Source organism: Blastococcus sp. SYSU DS0552, assembly GCF_054050815.1.
The window spans coordinates 1-14,638 of the sequence record NZ_JBJHAB010000007.1 but is presented as its reverse complement, the minus strand read 5'-3'; the positions used below and the strand labels follow the sequence as shown (position 1 = coordinate 14,638).

Below are 14,638 nucleotides of genomic sequence, written 5' to 3'. Positions count from 1 at the left end.
GCCGTTTGTTCGCTAGCGAAGGAGAGACCGTGGCCAGTACTCAACCCGCCATCCGCAAGGTCTTCTCGCAGGTGGAGGTCGTGCACTCGGCTGCTGGTCGAGCCGACGAACGTGGTCCGCTGCGCCGGGTAGCCGTTTGCGCCGTGATGGAGAACCCCTACGCCGGCAAGGGCTACGTCGAGGACCTCAGCGAGCTGGTCGAGTCCTCCGGGTTCATCGGGACCATGCTGGGCGAGGAGGCTGCCCGGCTGCTGGGCGATCCCGTCGAGAGCTACGGGAAGGCCGGGCTGGTCGGCACCGACGGCGAGCAGGAGCACGTCAACGCGGCGGTGACGTCGGTGTTCGGGGACGCCTTCCGAAGCGCCATCGGCGGGGGCAAGGCCTGGATCACCTCGGTCACCAAGGCGGCCACCGCCGGTGCGGTCATCGACGTCCCCCTGGCCTACAAGGACGAGATCTGGGTGCGCAGCCACTACGACGCCCTCGAGGTGCGCATCCCGGACGCTCCGCACCCGGACGAGATCGTCGTGATCGCGGCCGTCGCCAACCGGGGCCGGATCAACGCGCGGGTCGGCGGGATGACCGTCGACGAGGCCCGGCGCGGGGCCGCCCAGTGAACGGCGACATCGCCGTCGTCGGGGCCGGCACCGTCGTCTCCGGCGACTTCCAGGCCCCGGTGCTCGACGGCGTCGACACGGTCATCAGCCGCGGCGGGAAGATCGCCCACATCGGTCGGCGCCAGGACCTGGCGAGCGAGGTGGCGTCGTCCGACGTCGTCGTCGACGCGAACGGCGCGACCATCGCGCCAGGACTCATCGACTCCCACTGCCACGTCGTGCTCGGCGACTACACCCCGCGCCAGAAGACGGTGGACTTCCTCGCCAGCTACGTGCACGGAGGGATCACCAGCGTGGTCTCCCCCGGGGAGATCCACGCGCAGGGTCGCCCGCACAGCGCGGCGGGGGTCAAGGCGCTCGCGATCGCGGCCAGGACCTGCTTCGAGAACTTCCACCCGGGCGGGATGACGGTCCATGCGGGCGCCGTGGTGCTCGAGCCGACGCTGCGGGACAGCGACTTCGCCGAGCTCCAGGCGGCCGGTGTCCGCCTCGCCAAGTTCGGTTTCGGCCTCTACGAGGACCCGGCCGACGGTTACGACCAGGTGCGCGGCGCGCAGGCGCACGGCATCACGGTCATGTGCCACTCGGGCGGTGCCAGCATCCCCGGCAGCAAGCCGATCACGCCCGACCACCTGCTGCACCTGGCGCCCGACGTCTGCGGGCACATCAACGGCGGGCCGACCTCTCTGCCCGCCGCGGGCGTGGACCGCATCATCGAGGAGACCTCGATGGCGCTCCAGCTGGTGCAGGCGGGCAACCTCCAGTCGTCCCTGCGGATCCTGCGCAAGGCCGTCGATGACGGGCAGTTCGCGCGGGTGGTGATCGGTTCGGACACGCCGACCGGTACCGGCGTGATGCCCCTCGGGGTCATCAAGACGGTCGCGGAGCTGTCCTCGTTCTCGGGCCTGGACCCGGCGATGATCTGGGCCGCCGCCACGGGGAACAACGCGCGGGTGTGGGACCTGCCGGCCGGGTTCATCGAGGTCGGGCGGGCTGCCGACCTGGTCGTCCTCGACGCCCCGTGGGGCTCCACCCGCGACGACGCGCTCGGGGCCCTCGCGGTGGGTGACATCCCCGGCATCACCGCGGTGGTCACCGGAGGCGAGCTACGCAACCTGACCAGCCGGAACACCCCCCGCGCGGCACGTCTGGCGTCGGTGACCCCCGACATGCCGCACCTGAGCGCCGCCGGCCACTGAGCCGCCCGTCCACGCCACCTCTCGAGTTCGGAGGACCCACCCATGGGCTATCGGATGGTCTTCGACCGCACCAAGTGCCAGGGATACGCCAACTGCCTCATCGAAGCGCCGGAGATCTGGGACTTCGACGAGGACGAGGACATCGCCGTTCTCCGCCAGGAGATGCCGGGTGACGAGCTCCGCGCGAAGGCGGACGCCTCGGCGCGGGGCTGCCCGGCCCACGCGATCACCGTCGAGAGCGTCCCCGAGTGAGACGTATCGCGATCGTCGGCGCCTCGCTCGCCGGCGTGAGTGCGGCCGAGGGGCTGCGCGACCGGGGGTTCGACGGGGACATCACCGTGGTCGACGCGGAGGCGGGGCTCCCGTACGACAAGCCACCCCTGTCGAAGAAGGCCCTGCTCGACTCGAGCGCCGACGGCGAGCTGCCGCTGCACCCGGAGTCCTGGTACGACGAACGGGGCATCGGTCTGCGACTGGGGCGCCGCGTCCTGTCGATGGACGGGTCGAGCCGGTCGCTCCAGCTCGACGGTGGCAGCGAGCTCGGGTTCGACGGGCTGGTCATCGCGACCGGATCCGCGGCGCGCGAGCTCCCCGTCCCGTGCGGTGAGCCGTCCCGCATCCACCGCCTCCGGACCTGGGAGGACAGCCGGCGGCTCCGGGCGGACCTCGTGCCGGGTCGGCACCTCGTCGTCGTCGGCGCCGGGTTCATCGGACTGGAGGTCGCGGCGACCGCTCGGCAGCTCGGCGTCGACGTCACCGTGGTCGAGACCGCGGCGACGCCGCTGAACCGCGCATTCGGGCCTCAGGTCGGTGAGTGGATCCGCCGGCTGCACGAACGCAACGGGGTCGATGTGCGGTGCGCCGTCGCCCTCCGGCAGATCACCCCGGCCCGCGGCGGTTTCACCGTCGAGTTCGCCGAGGGGCCGACGCTCTCCGCCGACGTCGTCCTGGCCGGGGTCGGGGCCGTTCCGCAGACCGACTGGCTGGCCGGCAGCGGCCTCGCGCTGGCGAACGGCGTCCGGTGCGCGCCGGACCTGAGCACGGGGATGCCCCGGGTCGTCGCAGCCGGCGACGTCGCGCAGTGGCACAACTCCCTGTTCGGCGAGGACATGCGCGTCGAGCACTGGACCAACGCCGTGGAGCAGGGACGCCACGCCGCGGGGACCCTGCTCGGCGAGCGGGAGGACTACCGGGCGGTGCCGTACTTCTGGAGCGACCAGCACGAGGCCAAGATCCGCTTCGTCGGCCGGGCCGACGCCGGTGACGACATCGTCCTCGAGGAACCCAAGCCCAACGCGCTGGTCGCGCTCTACGGGAGAGGCGGCGTCCTCCGGGGGGCCGTCTGCGTGGCCACGCCACGGCGCCTCGCGGAGTACCGCGAAGCGATCCGCAACCGCACTCCGTGGGCGGAGGTCGCCGACCGGATCACCGGCGGCACCGCCGTCAGGCCCACGAGAAGCCCAGCCACGAGAAGTCCTGGAATCCAGCCAGGCGTACAGGAGGTGTAGTCCATGACCGAGACGACGTCCGTGTCGAACGAAGACGCGCTGTCGATCATCGAGCTCTTCCCCCAGGACGAGGACTGGTCGCTGCAGACCATGCGGCTCCTCGCGCAGGTCGCGGTCGGGGGTGCGGACCTGTTCGAGTGCGCCCGCACCGCGGCCCGCATCGGGGACACGACCACCGACGGCGAGGTCTGGTACCGCGAGTGGAACCGGACGGCCGAGGAGGTCGCCGCGCAGGGCCGCGCCGCCCTCGAGCGGGGCGACATCACCACGGCGCGGCGCGCGCTCTTCCGCTCGTGCAGCTACTACCGCCACTCGGAGTTCTTCCTGCGCTCGCACGACCCGCGCCGGGCCGAGGCCTACAACAACGGCCGGGGCAACTTCCGGCAGGCGGCGTCGCTGAGCGACGGTCTCATCGAGCAGATCGAGGTGCCCTTCGAGGGCAAGACCATGGAGGGCTACATCGTCCGGCCGGACAACTCCGGCCAGGCCCGCCCGACCGTGCTCTTCCTCGGTGGCGCCGACTCCTGGGCCGAGGAGCTCTACTTCCTGGGCGGCACCGAGTTCCCGGCCCGCGGCATGAACGTGGTCATGGTCGACACGCCCGGCCGGGGGAGCAGCCTGCGGTTCAAGGAGATGTACAGCCGGCCCGACTACGAGGTGCCGGTCAAGGCCATCTTCGACTTCCTCGAGCAGCGCTCCGACGTGGACGCCGACCGGTTCGGCCTCGCCGGCGTGAGCTTCGGCGGCTACTACGCGCCGCGTGCGGCCGCGTTCGAGCCCCGGGTGAAGGCTGTAGCCGCGTGGTGCGGGACGTGGAGCATCCTCACCGACTTCTACGAGTTCTACCCGCCGCTCCAGGAGCAGCTGCAGTGGCTCAGCGGCTCGAAGGACGACGCGGAGGCCCGGAAGAAGCTGGCCGAGTTCACGCTCGACGGCGTCGCGGACAAGCTCCGGATCCCCGTCTACGTCATGCACGGCACCCGCGACATCATCATGGACATCAAGGGTGCTCACCGCTTCGTCGAGGCGCTCACGACCGATGACGTCACGGTGGACATCTACGACGGGGCCGGGTCGCTGCACTGCAGCTACGACTACTTCACCGTCGCCACGTCGCGGCTCTCGGACTGGTTCGCGCACAAGATCTGAGACCCGCCGGCGGTGGGGTGGCTCCCGCCCGGAACCCCCGCGAGAACAGGGGGTCACCCCACCGCCGAATGGACCCGGACGGGTAGTACGAGCGGCTCCCCACCGTCCCTAGGGTCGAGTCATCCGGTCGGGAGATTCCGGTGCCGCCAGGTCAGAGCGGCGACCGACGACGCACCGACAGCACACGGAGAGGTGAGGGCGTGTACAGCCTGCACAAGCTGTTGTGGGACATCCGCCGCGACGGAGCGCTGAAGGAGCGGTACCTCGCGGACCCCGATGTGGTGCTGGACGAGTACGGCATCGAGGGCGAGTGGCGGCAGTCCATGAAGGCGCTGGACTTCAAGGCGTTGTACGAGCGGGGCATCAACCCCTACCTCCTCTACTTCTGCGCCATCCAGCTGCAGGTCGACCGCGCCGAGTACTACGCGCGCATCCGAGGAGAGGTGAGCTGAGATGTCGAAGACGGGCACGGTGGTCGGCGCCTTCATGGCTTCCCACTCGCCGGGGATCACCGGCTGGCCGGAAAGGGCCCGGCCCGGCCAGCGCGAGGTCGTGGAGCAGGCGTACGCGGAGGCGCGCCGCCGGCTCGACGCCCTGCAGCCGGACGCGGTGGTCGCCGTCTCGGTGGAGCACTTCACCAACTTCCACCTCGGCAACCTGCCGGCGTTCGCCATCGCGACCGGCGACTCCTACCTGGGGCCGGTGACCGCCGAGATGGGCGCCTTCCTCCGGGTGGAGCAGCACCAGTACCCCGGCGACGCCGAGCTGGGCCGTCATCTCTACGACTTCGCGCTCGCGTCGGAGTTCGACCCGTCGCTGGTGGAGGGAGGCCTGGACTTCGACGAGAACTTCTGCGTCCCGCTCAAGCTCCTGGACCCGGAGTCGAAGTACCCCCTCGTCCCCGTCATCGTCAACGGTGTCAACCCGCCGTGGCCCACGCCCAAGCGGTGCTACGACTTCGGCGTCATGATCCGGCGGGCGGTCGAGGCCCAGACCGCCGCGCAGCGGGTCGTGGTCATCGGCACCGGCGGTCTCTCCCACTGGGTCGGCCTTCCCGAGTCCGGGGACATCAACACCGAGTTCGACCGGGACTTCCTCGCCCGCCTGGAGTCCGGTGACCGCGAGCGGCTCACCGACTACTCCCAGGACGAGATCGACAGGGCCGGCAACGGAGCCCACGAGATCCGCACATGGCTGGTGGCCGCAGGGGCCGCCGGCACGCCGTTCGAGGTCCTCGCCTACGAGCCGGTGCCCGAGTGGCTGACCGGCACCGCGGTCGCGGCCGCGCGGCTCTGACCCATCCATCCACCAGACCAGCACCACCGCACACCGTCTGCGCAGCGTCGGCTGCGCCAGTCAGAGGAGACCAGATGAGCAAGCTGCCCAAGGTGACCGGCCGTGACATGCGTGGCGTGATGGCCTACCCGCCCACCCCGGCGCTTCCGGGCGCCGAGCGGGTCGACGCGGTGGACACCGTCGACCTGCAGGAGACCGAGCGGATGATCCGTGCGCTCATCGCCGACGGCGTCGACGCCATCGCGCTGAACGGCACCCTCGGTGAGATGGCGACCCTCACCTTCGAGGAGTGGAAGGCCTTCGCCGGCTGCGTGGCCGAGACGGTCCGCGACGTGAACCCGGACTTCCCCGTGTTCATCGGCACCACGACGCTCAACACCCGCGACACCGTCAGCCGGATGCAGTTCCTCGCCGACCTCGGCATCACCGGCACGCTGCTGGGCCGGCCGATGTGGGGGGAGATGGTGGCGCCGGTCATGGAGCGCTTCTACCGCGACGTCGCGACCGCCGTCCCGGAGATGGCCATCGTCGTCTACGACAACACCGCCGCCTTCCGCGGCATCATCCCGCGCTCGGTCTACAAGACGCTGATCGAGCTGCCGCAGGTGGTCGCGGTGAAGTACGCCGGCGGTGCCTCGGTGGGCTTCCGGTACCACAACGACATGGCGCACACCGGGACGAGCTTCCCGCTGATGCCGATCGAGACCGACTGGTTCCCTGCGTGGGAGATGTACGGCGAGGAGCTCGTCGGGATGGCGTGGTCCTCCACCACGGCCATGGGCCCGGGCCCGGTCCTGGAGTTGCGGGACGCGCTGCAGCAGGGCCGCACCGAGGACGCCCGCTGGCTGACCGAGCGTCTTCGCTGGGCGCACGAGCCGTTCCTCGTCGGGCAGGACTTCATGGAGTTCGCGAAGTACAACATCCCGCTGGAGAAGATCCGCATCAACGAGGCCGGCTACATCAACGTCGGCAAGTGCCGTCCGCCGTACACCGAGGACCTCGTGCCGGAGCAGCACGTGACGTCGACGATCGAGCACGTCGACCGGTACAAGCAGATCTCCGCGGAGATCGAGAAGAAGTTCGGCCCGCGCAAGAAGACCGAGCAGGTGTAGTCGTGACGGCTTGGGCGGTCAACGGCGACATCGAGGCATCGCTGCAGGACATCCGCAAGGGGATCGGCGAGGGCCGGTTCCCGGCGAGGGCCTTCAACGACCAGCAGATCTACGACCTCGAGCAGCAGCGCCTGTTCTCACGTGCGTGGTGCTTCCTCGCGCACGAGTCGGAGATCCCGGCACCTGGTGACTACGTCACGCGGTACATCGGGAACAACAACATCATCGTCGCGCGGGACGAGCACGGGCAGATCCACGCCAACCTGAACATGTGCCGCCACCGCGGCAACGTCATGTGCAAGTCGGAGATGGGCAACGCCTCCCACTTCCGTTGCTCCTACCACGGGTGGACCTACAAGAACTCCGGGGAACTGGTCGGCGTGCCCTACATGAAGGAGGGCTACCAGGGTCGGCTCAAGCGCAAGGACTGGCCATTGGTGCGGGTCCGCGTCGACACCTACGCCGGGTTGGTCTTCGGCTGCCTCGATCCGGGCGCGCCGAGCCTGGAGGAGTACCTGGACGGGTTCCAGTTCTACCTCGATCTGTACCTCAAGCAAGGCGAGGCGGGCAGCGAGGTGCACGGCCCGCCGGACCACTGGGTCGCCGACACCGACTGGAAGATCTGCGCCGAGAACTTCGCCGGAGACGGTTACCACACCCCAGTCGCCCACCAGTTCGGCTTCAACCTCGGGTACTTCCCGTCATCGGGGTCGACGCACAGCCAGGGGTGGGCGGCCAGCATCCCGGGCCGCGGGCACGGCATCGGGCTCGGCCACAGCCCCACCTTCCCCCCGTTCGGCGGGTTCCCCGAGGAACTGGCCGCGGAGATGAGGCGGACGCTGTCCCCGGCGCAGATCGAGGTCTTCTCGAAGGTCCGGACCGCGGTGGGGACGGTCTTCCCGAACCTCTCCTTCCTGATGCAGCCCTTCAGCCTGGTGCCCGGTGAGCCGGGTGTCCGGTTCGTGACCATGCGGCTATACCACCCGATCGGGCCGGGGCGGATGGAGATGTACTCGTGGTGTCTCGTCCCCAAGGGCGCATCCCAGGCCTACAAGGACGAGGCGTACAAGGCGTACACCCTGGCCTTCGGCCAGGCCGGCACCTTCGAGCAGGACGACTTCGAGAACTGGACGAAGGTCACGCGGTCGGCGAAGTCGACGCTGGTCAAGGACGTCGACTTCCCCTACATCATGGGCATGGACAGCGAGCGGGACCCGGAGTTCCCCGGCCCCGGCCACGTGGTCAAGCCCTACGTCAACGACACCAACTTCAGGAACCTCTGGAGCCGGTGGGGCGACTACCTGGTGGGGGAGGTCGGGTCGTGACGGCGACGCAGCAGCCGCGGGTGGATCGCGAGACGGTCCTCGACATCACCGAGTTCCTCTACCGGGAGGCGCTCGCACTCGACGAGCGGCGTTTCCGCGACTGGCTGGAGTTCCTGGCCGACGACATTCGTTACGAGGTGCCGGTCCGCGTGACCCGTGAGGGGCTCGCGGACTGGGAGCTGGCGCCGACGTCCCGGATCTTCGACGACACGAAGGGCACCCTCGAGGTGCGGGTGCGACGCCTCGAGACCGACTTCGCGTGGGCCGAGCAGCCGCCGTCCCGCACGCGTCACTTCGTGACCAACGTGGTGGTGGACCGGACGGAGAAGGCCGACGAGTTCCTCGTGTCGTCCAACGTCTTCATCTACCGCAGCCGCGGCGACGACCCGAACCCGAGCCTCTACTCGCTCTTCCGCAAGGACACGGTCCGGCGCACGGCGGACTGGTGGGAGCTCGCGCGCCGGTGGGCGGCCCTGGACCAGTCGCTGATCAACGCGCACAACATGTCCATCTTCATCTGAGCAGCTATCCCGACAGGAAGGCGACATCGTGGCGGAGCAGAACGACCCTGGCGTGGAGCGTCCGGAGATCGGCGAGGTTTCCGAGTACCCCGTCGACGGGGGCAATGACGGCCCGATCGTCATCGCCAACGAGTTCGCGGACGTGGTGATCCGCAAGGTGGAGACCCGCAACGGCATGCGACTGGACATCTGGTCCCCCCGGCGGGGCAGCAGGGTCCTGCTCGACGCGGTGGCGCTGGACTGCCTCAGCTACCAGGAGCCGGAGCTCATCAGCCAGCTGATCGCGCGAAACCCCGGGCAGTGACCGGGCGCCTCGACGGGCAGCGGATCCTCCTGACCGGTGGCGGGTCGGGCATCGGCCGTGCCGTGGCGCTGCGCTATGCGGCCGAGGGAGCGTCGGTCACTGTCCTGGAACGCTCCGCCGGCCACGCCCGGGAGCTGGCCGAGCTCGGCGGACCGGCGCTCGACGTGATGGTGGGCGACGCGACCGATCCCGATCGCCTCGCCGAAGCCGTGGAGCGGGCGTCCGCCGCCGAGGGGCTGGACAACCTCACCAGCTGCGTGGGGGTGTTCGACTACTACGCGAGCCTGCGCACCCTGTCGGCGGCGGAGCTGCTCGCCGCCGCCGACGAGGTGTTCCGCGTCAACGTCCTGGGCACGCTGTCGGCGGTTCACGCCGCCCTGCCGGCGCTGCAGCGTGCGCGCGGCTCGGTCACCTTGACCCTGTCGGAGTCGGCCTTCCACCCGGTCGGCGGGGGAGTGCTCTACGGGAGTTCCAAGTGGGCGCTGCGCGGGGTCGTCGCGCACCTCGCGGCCGATCTCGCGCCCGAGGTGCGGGTCAACGGGGTGGCGCCCGGAGGGACGACCGGCACGCGCTTCGGCGGACTGTCCGCGCTGGGTCAGACCCAGACGGCCGACCGCGTCGAGGGCCGTGACGAGCGCATCGCCGCAGGGACCCTGCTCGGGGTCGCTCCGCGTCCCGAGGACCACGCCGGTGCGTACCTCTACCTCGCGGACCGGGCTGCGGCGGGCATCGTGACCGCGGCCGTTCTCAACACGGACGGAGGACGGCGGCCATGACCTGCCGGTCCTCCGGTCGCGCTCACAGGTCCGACCCACGCGACAGCGGAGGCTGAGAGATGGTCAAGCGCTTCAACGACGTCCTCGCCCAGGCACTGGCCGGCCTGGACGTCGAGGTCATGTTCGGCGTGATGGGCGACGCGAACATGTACGTCGTCGACTCGTTCCACCGCAACGAGGGGGGCAGGTTCGTCGCGGCGGCGAACGAGGGCGGTGCGGTCCTCATGGCGGCTGGGTACGCCGCCGTCACCGGTCGCGTCGGCGTCGCCACCGTCACCCACGGCGCGATCGCCAACTGCGTGAGTGCACTGTTCGATGCGGCCCGCGGGCACTATCCGCTGGTCGTCGTGGCCGGCGACACGACGCGCAGCGAGGCCTTCCACCTGCAGAACATCCCGCAGCGGGAGGTGGTCGTCCCCACGGGGGCCGGCTACCGGCAGGTCCGCTCGGTGCACACCGCGGCCGAGGACCTGGCGGCCGCGGTGAGCCAGGCCGTGTTCGAGCGTCGTCCGGTCGTCCTCGAAGTGCCGGCCGACTTCCAGCAGGCGCCGGCCGAGCCCCGCGCCGCTCGTCGGGGTCGGCTGACGACGGGGGTGCTGACGCCGGCGCCCGAGGATCTCGAGGACGCGGCCGGCGTGATCATCGGCTCCAGTCGTCCGCTCGTCATCGGCGGCCGCGGCGCCGGCGGCCTCGGAGCCGCGGACGCCCTCCGCGAGCTCGCGGTGCGCATCGGAGCGCCGGTGGCCACCACGCTCCGCGGCAAGGGCCTGTTCGCCGACGATCCGTGCAACATCGGCGTCGTCGGGACGCTCTCCCACCCCGTGGCCTCCGAGGTGATCGCCCGGGCCGACTGCCTCGTGGTCTTCGGTGCCGCCCTCAGCGCCCTCACGACGCTGAAGGGTGAACTGCTCGACGGCAAGCGCGTCGTCCAGGTCGACACCGACCCCGCGGCCCTGGGGCGCTACTTCCCGGTCGACGTGGCGATCGCCGGCGACGTCTCGACGACCGCGCGCGGCCTGCTCGCCCTCGTCGAGGAGGCAGAGGCGCCGGCCGCAGGCTTCCGCAGTGACGACCTCGCCCGGCGCATCGCCGCCTGGCACGAGGAGGACCGCGGTGCGGTGCAGGCCGACGGCCCGCTCACGCTCACCGGCGTTCTGCACCGGGTCAACGAGATCCTGCCGCGACGCCGCACCCTCACCATCGACGGCGGGCGCTTCTCCCACGAGGCGCTGCGGATCCTCGACGTCGACCATCCGTGGGACTACGCGCACTGCCTCAACGTCGGGCACATCGGCATGAGCGTCGGCTACGGCATCGGTGCAGCTGTCGGCCGGCCCGAGGTCCCGGCGCTGGTCGTCGCCGGGGACGGCGGTTTCATGCTGGGTGGCCTCGCCGAGTTCAACACCGCCGTGCGCAACGGTCTGGACGTCGTCGTGATCCTGCTGAACGACAGCGCCTACGGTGCCGAGTACTACCGATTCGTCGATCAGCAGCTCGATCCCAAGCTCACCACGTTCGACTGGCCGGCCTTCACCACGGTGGCCTCCTCGCTCGGGGGAACCGCCGTGCGGATCGAGGGGTGGTCGGACTTCCGGCGGCTCGAGGAGCTGGTTCGCCCGCGGTGTGGCCCCGTCCTCGCCGAGGTGATCCTCGATGCCGCCACGATCCCGGACCCGGGCTTGCACTGACGACCGCGCGTCCGGTCACCTCCCAGGCATCGCTCGGCCACCCGGAGCCACCACGTCGCCGACGAGAGTGAGGCCTGGCCCGTGACGCGCTTCCTGGGATCGGACGCGAGGTGAGCCACGGGCAGCGGGCGGCAACCCCGTCCTACGCGCTGCTGCTGGTCGGTGTCCTCGCGGTGGCCATCAATCTCCGGGCCCTCATCTCGGCGGTCGGACCGGTCCTGCCGTTCATCGGTGAGGACACCGGGATGTCGCCGGTGCAGCTCGGCGTCCTGGCGGCCGCCCCGGTCGCGGCGTTCGCGGTGGTGTCACCGCTGGTGCACGCGCTGGCATCGCGCTTCGGCGTCGACCGGACCCTCTTCGGATCGATGCTCGTGCTCGGCGCGGGGACCGTGATCCGCTCGCTCCCCGAGCCTGCGCCCGCATGGACGCTGCTGCTCGGCACGGTGGTCATCGGCGCAGCCATCGCGGTGGGCAACGTGCTGCTCCCGGTGGTCACGCGGCGTGACTTCCCCGCACTGGTCCCGAGGATCACCGGCTACTACATCGCGGTGCAGAGCATGGTGGCCGGGGCGGCGTCGGGGCTCGCGGTGCCGGTGGCCGAGGCCACCGGGTCCTGGCGGACGGCGCTCGCGGTCTGGGGCGGCTCGATCGTCGTCGGCCTCCTCGTCTGGCTGCCGCGGGTCCGCACCGCCGGGCCGCCTCCCCCGCAGCAGAGGGACCTCCCTGCCCCCGCCCTGGGCGCCGTCTCGATGTGGCGGTCGCCCCTGGCCTGGCAGGTGGCCGGCTACTTCGGCCTGCAGTCGACAGCGTTCTACGTCCTGCTCAGCTGGCTGCCCACGGTCGAACAGGACATGGGTGTCCGCCCGGGTGCCGCGGGATTCCACCTCTCGGTCTTCCTCGTGGTGGGGATCATCAGCAACCTGGCGGTGCCACGCGTGCTCACGATCCGGGGCGACCAGCGGATCACCGCTGCCCTGGTCCCGGTCGGGATCGTCGTCGCGATGGCCGGGATGCTGCTGGCGCCGGGGCTGGTCGTCGTCTGGGTAGCCCTGAGCGGGCTCGCCCTCGGCGCCTCCATGGTGGTCGCGTTGTCGCTGATCAGCCTCCGTGCCGGGGGTGACCGAACCGCGAGCCGGCTGTCCTCCATGGCGCAGGCTTCCGCCTACGGGGGCGTGGCGCTCGGTCTGCTCGTGGCCGGAGGGATCCGGGAGCTGTTCGGCCCCGGACAGCACCTGCTGGTGTACGTGCTGCTGCTGGCTGTGGGTCAGCTGGTGCTGGGCACCCGGGTCGGGCGGCCCGGCCAGATTCCTGCCTGAGCCCCCTCAGGAGGCGTTGCTCGCCGTCCAGATCAGCTGGACGAGCTCGGCCCGGTTGCTGACGTCGGTCTTGGCGAAAACCCGCTTGAGGTGCTGCTTGACGGTGTTCTCGCTGATGAACGCCTTGGCCGCGATCTGCTTCGTCGTGAGCCCCTCGCTGACCAGCTGGGCGATCTCCTGCTCGCGCTTGGTGAGCACGTCCCACGCCGGCAGCTGCTTCGCCGTCTTCTCGTCGGGGCACGGGAAGACGACCGTGACGGCCGTCCGCTCGCGCTCGGACAGCCGGTAGGACTTGACGATCGACTGCTTGCCCGTCGCGGCCTCGCGGATGCTCCTGGTGGACACCCGCTTCCCCTCGGCCCGGAACTCGGTCATGGCCTGCTCGATGCACGCCCGGACGGGGTCGGACACAGGGACGGGGGCGTCCCAGAGCCCGAGGTCGTTGCGCGCCGTCCGGTTCTGGTAGATCACGTTCGCGTCGAGGTCGGTGACGACCACCGCCTGCGGCAGCCGGTCGAGCGCGTGCTCCAGCGCGTTCGTCCGGTGCCCGGCCAGCTCGAACCGCAGCGCGCGCTCGGTCGCGAGCCCGAGCTGCTCGCTGACCAGGCGGGCAGAAACCAGGTCCGTGTCGCTGAAGGCAGGCTGGTGCACTGGGCGGGCGAAGTTGATCGTGCCGAGCATGACACCGGAGACCATGACCGGGGCCTCGAGGGAGTGCCCGAAGCCTCCGAGCCCCAGCGCATGCCGAGCCCCGCAGCCGTCCCACTCCTTCCGGCTCGTGACCCGGGAGGAATCGATGGGCCGGCGCTGCAGGGCGACGAAGCGCAGCACCGGGTCGTCCGCGCGGCCGAACTCCTCGTAGTGCTCGAGGACCTCGCCGTCCACGGTGGCGCGGACGTCCACGACGGCTCCGCGCTCGGGATCGAGCTCGTACAGCCCCAGGCCTTGGGCCTCGATCACCCGGCCGACGGACCCGAGGTACGCCTCGGCGACGTCCTCCTTCGTCAGCGCGGCCTGCAGCGCGCCGGCGAATCGGTGACGTTCCTGCTCTACCCGTGCCCTGGACACCCTCGCGCACCCCTCAGGTCCTCAAGCCCGTCCGCTCGCCGCCGCGTCTGCAGACCGAGTGCACGGCAGAGCTGGCGGACGACGAGCGATGTGATGCACCGCACTGTAACGTCGCCCGCCACCGGATCCGGATCACGGGGGTGATCTTCATCCCTTTCGGTTTCCGAACTGTGACGTCGACGTCGATGCGATGTAACCCCTCCCGCGCCTCCTCGTGCCGCCGCGCCAGCGACACCACCCCGTTCCGAACCTGGGTAGTGGCGTTGTCCTAGGGTCGTCCCGAGTGGCCTAGGTGGGCCGGTCCGAGAGGTGTGCGCATGAACAGGGTCGTCCTGGTGGGTGCCTCGCTGGCCGCGGTGCACGCCATCGAGCGGCTGCGCGATGACGGGTTCCAGGGCGAGATCGCGCTCGTCGGCGCCGAGCCCCGTCTGCCCTACGACCGGCCGCCCCTGTCGAAGGAGGCGCTGCGGTACCGGCCGGAGCCGGCGCTGCTCCGCGAGCCCAGGTGGTACGAGGACCAGGGCGTGACCCTGCTCCTCGGCCGACGTGCCGTCGAACTCCGCGCCGACCTCTGCTCGGTGGTCCTCGACGGTGGCGCCGAGATCCCCTACGACGGCCTGGTCGTCGCCACGGGTTCCCGCGTCCGCTCGTTGCCCGCGGGCAAAGAGCACGTCTCCTTCCTCCGGTCCATAGACGACGCCGTGGGGTTGCCCGAACGGCTCCGCGACGCCCAGCACCTCGGCATCATCGGCGCGGGCT

At 70.6% G+C, this 14,638-nt stretch carries 16 protein-coding genes; 15 read left to right on the top strand and 1 reads right to left on the bottom strand.

Going from position 1 to position 14,638, the window contains the following annotated elements; all coding sequences use genetic code 11:
* The first annotated feature begins 29 nt into the window (after nt 1-29).
* The 14 genes from ACI8AG_RS08650 to ACI8AG_RS08585 all read left to right on the top strand — a co-directional run bounded on the left by ACI8AG_RS08650 (nt 30) and on the right by ACI8AG_RS08585 (nt 12,811).
* On the top strand, nt 30-617 hold the full coding sequence (locus ACI8AG_RS08650; protein WP_456596714.1) for an amino acid synthesis family protein: 588 nt from the start codon (nt 30-32) through the stop codon (nt 615-617).
* Nucleotides 614-1,816, top strand: coding sequence for an amidohydrolase family protein (locus ACI8AG_RS08645; protein WP_456596713.1), 1,203 nt, complete (start codon nt 614-616; stop codon nt 1,814-1,816). Before ACI8AG_RS08650 ends, ACI8AG_RS08645 begins: the two co-directional genes overlap by 4 nt.
* A 42-nt stretch (nt 1,817-1,858) precedes the next feature.
* The gene (locus tag ACI8AG_RS08640) at nt 1,859-2,068 is read left to right on the top strand and encodes a ferredoxin (RefSeq protein WP_456596712.1); all 210 of its coding nucleotides are present in this window, start codon (nt 1,859-1,861) and stop codon (nt 2,066-2,068) included.
* Nucleotides 2,065-3,324 (top strand): NAD(P)/FAD-dependent oxidoreductase, encoded by a 1,260-nt coding sequence (locus ACI8AG_RS08635; protein ID WP_456596711.1) that lies wholly within the window; start codon nt 2,065-2,067, stop codon nt 3,322-3,324. The genes ACI8AG_RS08640 and ACI8AG_RS08635 overlap by 4 nt, the downstream gene beginning before the upstream one ends.
* Before the next feature lie 3 nt (nt 3,325-3,327).
* On the top strand, nt 3,328-4,473 hold the full coding sequence (locus tag ACI8AG_RS08630; RefSeq protein WP_456596710.1) for an alpha/beta hydrolase family protein: 1,146 nt from the start codon (nt 3,328-3,330) through the stop codon (nt 4,471-4,473).
* 200 nt (nt 4,474-4,673) lie between these two features.
* Nucleotides 4,674-4,925: a hypothetical protein gene (locus ACI8AG_RS08625; protein ID WP_456596709.1), complete on the top strand. Its 252-nt coding sequence runs from the start codon at nt 4,674-4,676 to the stop codon at nt 4,923-4,925.
* 1 nt (nt 4,926) lies between these two features.
* Complete coding sequence (locus ACI8AG_RS08620; RefSeq protein ID WP_456596708.1) at nt 4,927-5,769, top strand: DODA-type extradiol aromatic ring-opening family dioxygenase; 843 nt, start codon at nt 4,927-4,929, stop codon at nt 5,767-5,769.
* Between the two features lie 74 nt (nt 5,770-5,843).
* Nucleotides 5,844-6,881: a dihydrodipicolinate synthase family protein gene (locus tag ACI8AG_RS08615; RefSeq protein WP_456596707.1), complete on the top strand. Its 1,038-nt coding sequence runs from the start codon at nt 5,844-5,846 to the stop codon at nt 6,879-6,881.
* A gap of 2 nt (nt 6,882-6,883) precedes the next feature.
* Nucleotides 6,884-8,206 (top strand): aromatic ring-hydroxylating oxygenase subunit alpha, encoded by a 1,323-nt coding sequence (locus ACI8AG_RS08610; protein WP_456596706.1) that lies wholly within the window; start codon nt 6,884-6,886, stop codon nt 8,204-8,206.
* Nucleotides 8,203-8,727, top strand: a complete 525-nt coding sequence (locus tag ACI8AG_RS08605) for a 3-phenylpropionate/cinnamic acid dioxygenase subunit beta (RefSeq protein ID WP_456596705.1) — start codon at nt 8,203-8,205, stop codon at nt 8,725-8,727. Before ACI8AG_RS08610 ends, ACI8AG_RS08605 begins: the two co-directional genes overlap by 4 nt.
* A 28-nt stretch (nt 8,728-8,755) precedes the next feature.
* On the top strand, nt 8,756-9,031 hold the full coding sequence (locus ACI8AG_RS08600; protein WP_456596704.1) for a hypothetical protein: 276 nt from the start codon (nt 8,756-8,758) through the stop codon (nt 9,029-9,031).
* Nucleotides 9,028-9,807 (top strand): SDR family NAD(P)-dependent oxidoreductase, encoded by a 780-nt coding sequence (locus ACI8AG_RS08595; RefSeq protein ID WP_456596703.1) that lies wholly within the window; start codon nt 9,028-9,030, stop codon nt 9,805-9,807. The genes ACI8AG_RS08600 and ACI8AG_RS08595 overlap by 4 nt, the downstream gene beginning before the upstream one ends.
* Nucleotides 9,808-9,866: 59 nt before the next feature.
* The gene (locus ACI8AG_RS08590; protein ID WP_456596702.1) at nt 9,867-11,495 is read left to right on the top strand and encodes a thiamine pyrophosphate-binding protein; all 1,629 of its coding nucleotides are present in this window, start codon (nt 9,867-9,869) and stop codon (nt 11,493-11,495) included.
* Between the two features lie 110 nt (nt 11,496-11,605).
* Nucleotides 11,606-12,811 (top strand): MFS transporter, encoded by a 1,206-nt coding sequence (locus ACI8AG_RS08585; protein WP_456596701.1) that lies wholly within the window; start codon nt 11,606-11,608, stop codon nt 12,809-12,811.
* A 6-nt stretch (nt 12,812-12,817) separates the two neighbouring features.
* Here the strand turns inward: ACI8AG_RS08585 and ACI8AG_RS08580 are convergent, their stop codons facing one another.
* On the bottom strand, nt 12,818-13,879 hold the full coding sequence (locus ACI8AG_RS08580) for a LuxR C-terminal-related transcriptional regulator (RefSeq protein ID WP_456596700.1): 1,062 nt from the start codon (nt 13,877-13,879) through the stop codon (nt 12,818-12,820).
* A gap of 317 nt (nt 13,880-14,196) precedes the next feature.
* Between ACI8AG_RS08580 and ACI8AG_RS08575 the strand changes: the two genes are divergently transcribed.
* A partial coding sequence (locus ACI8AG_RS08575; protein WP_456596699.1) for an FAD-dependent oxidoreductase occupies nt 14,197-14,638 on the top strand: 442 nt, incomplete at its 3' end.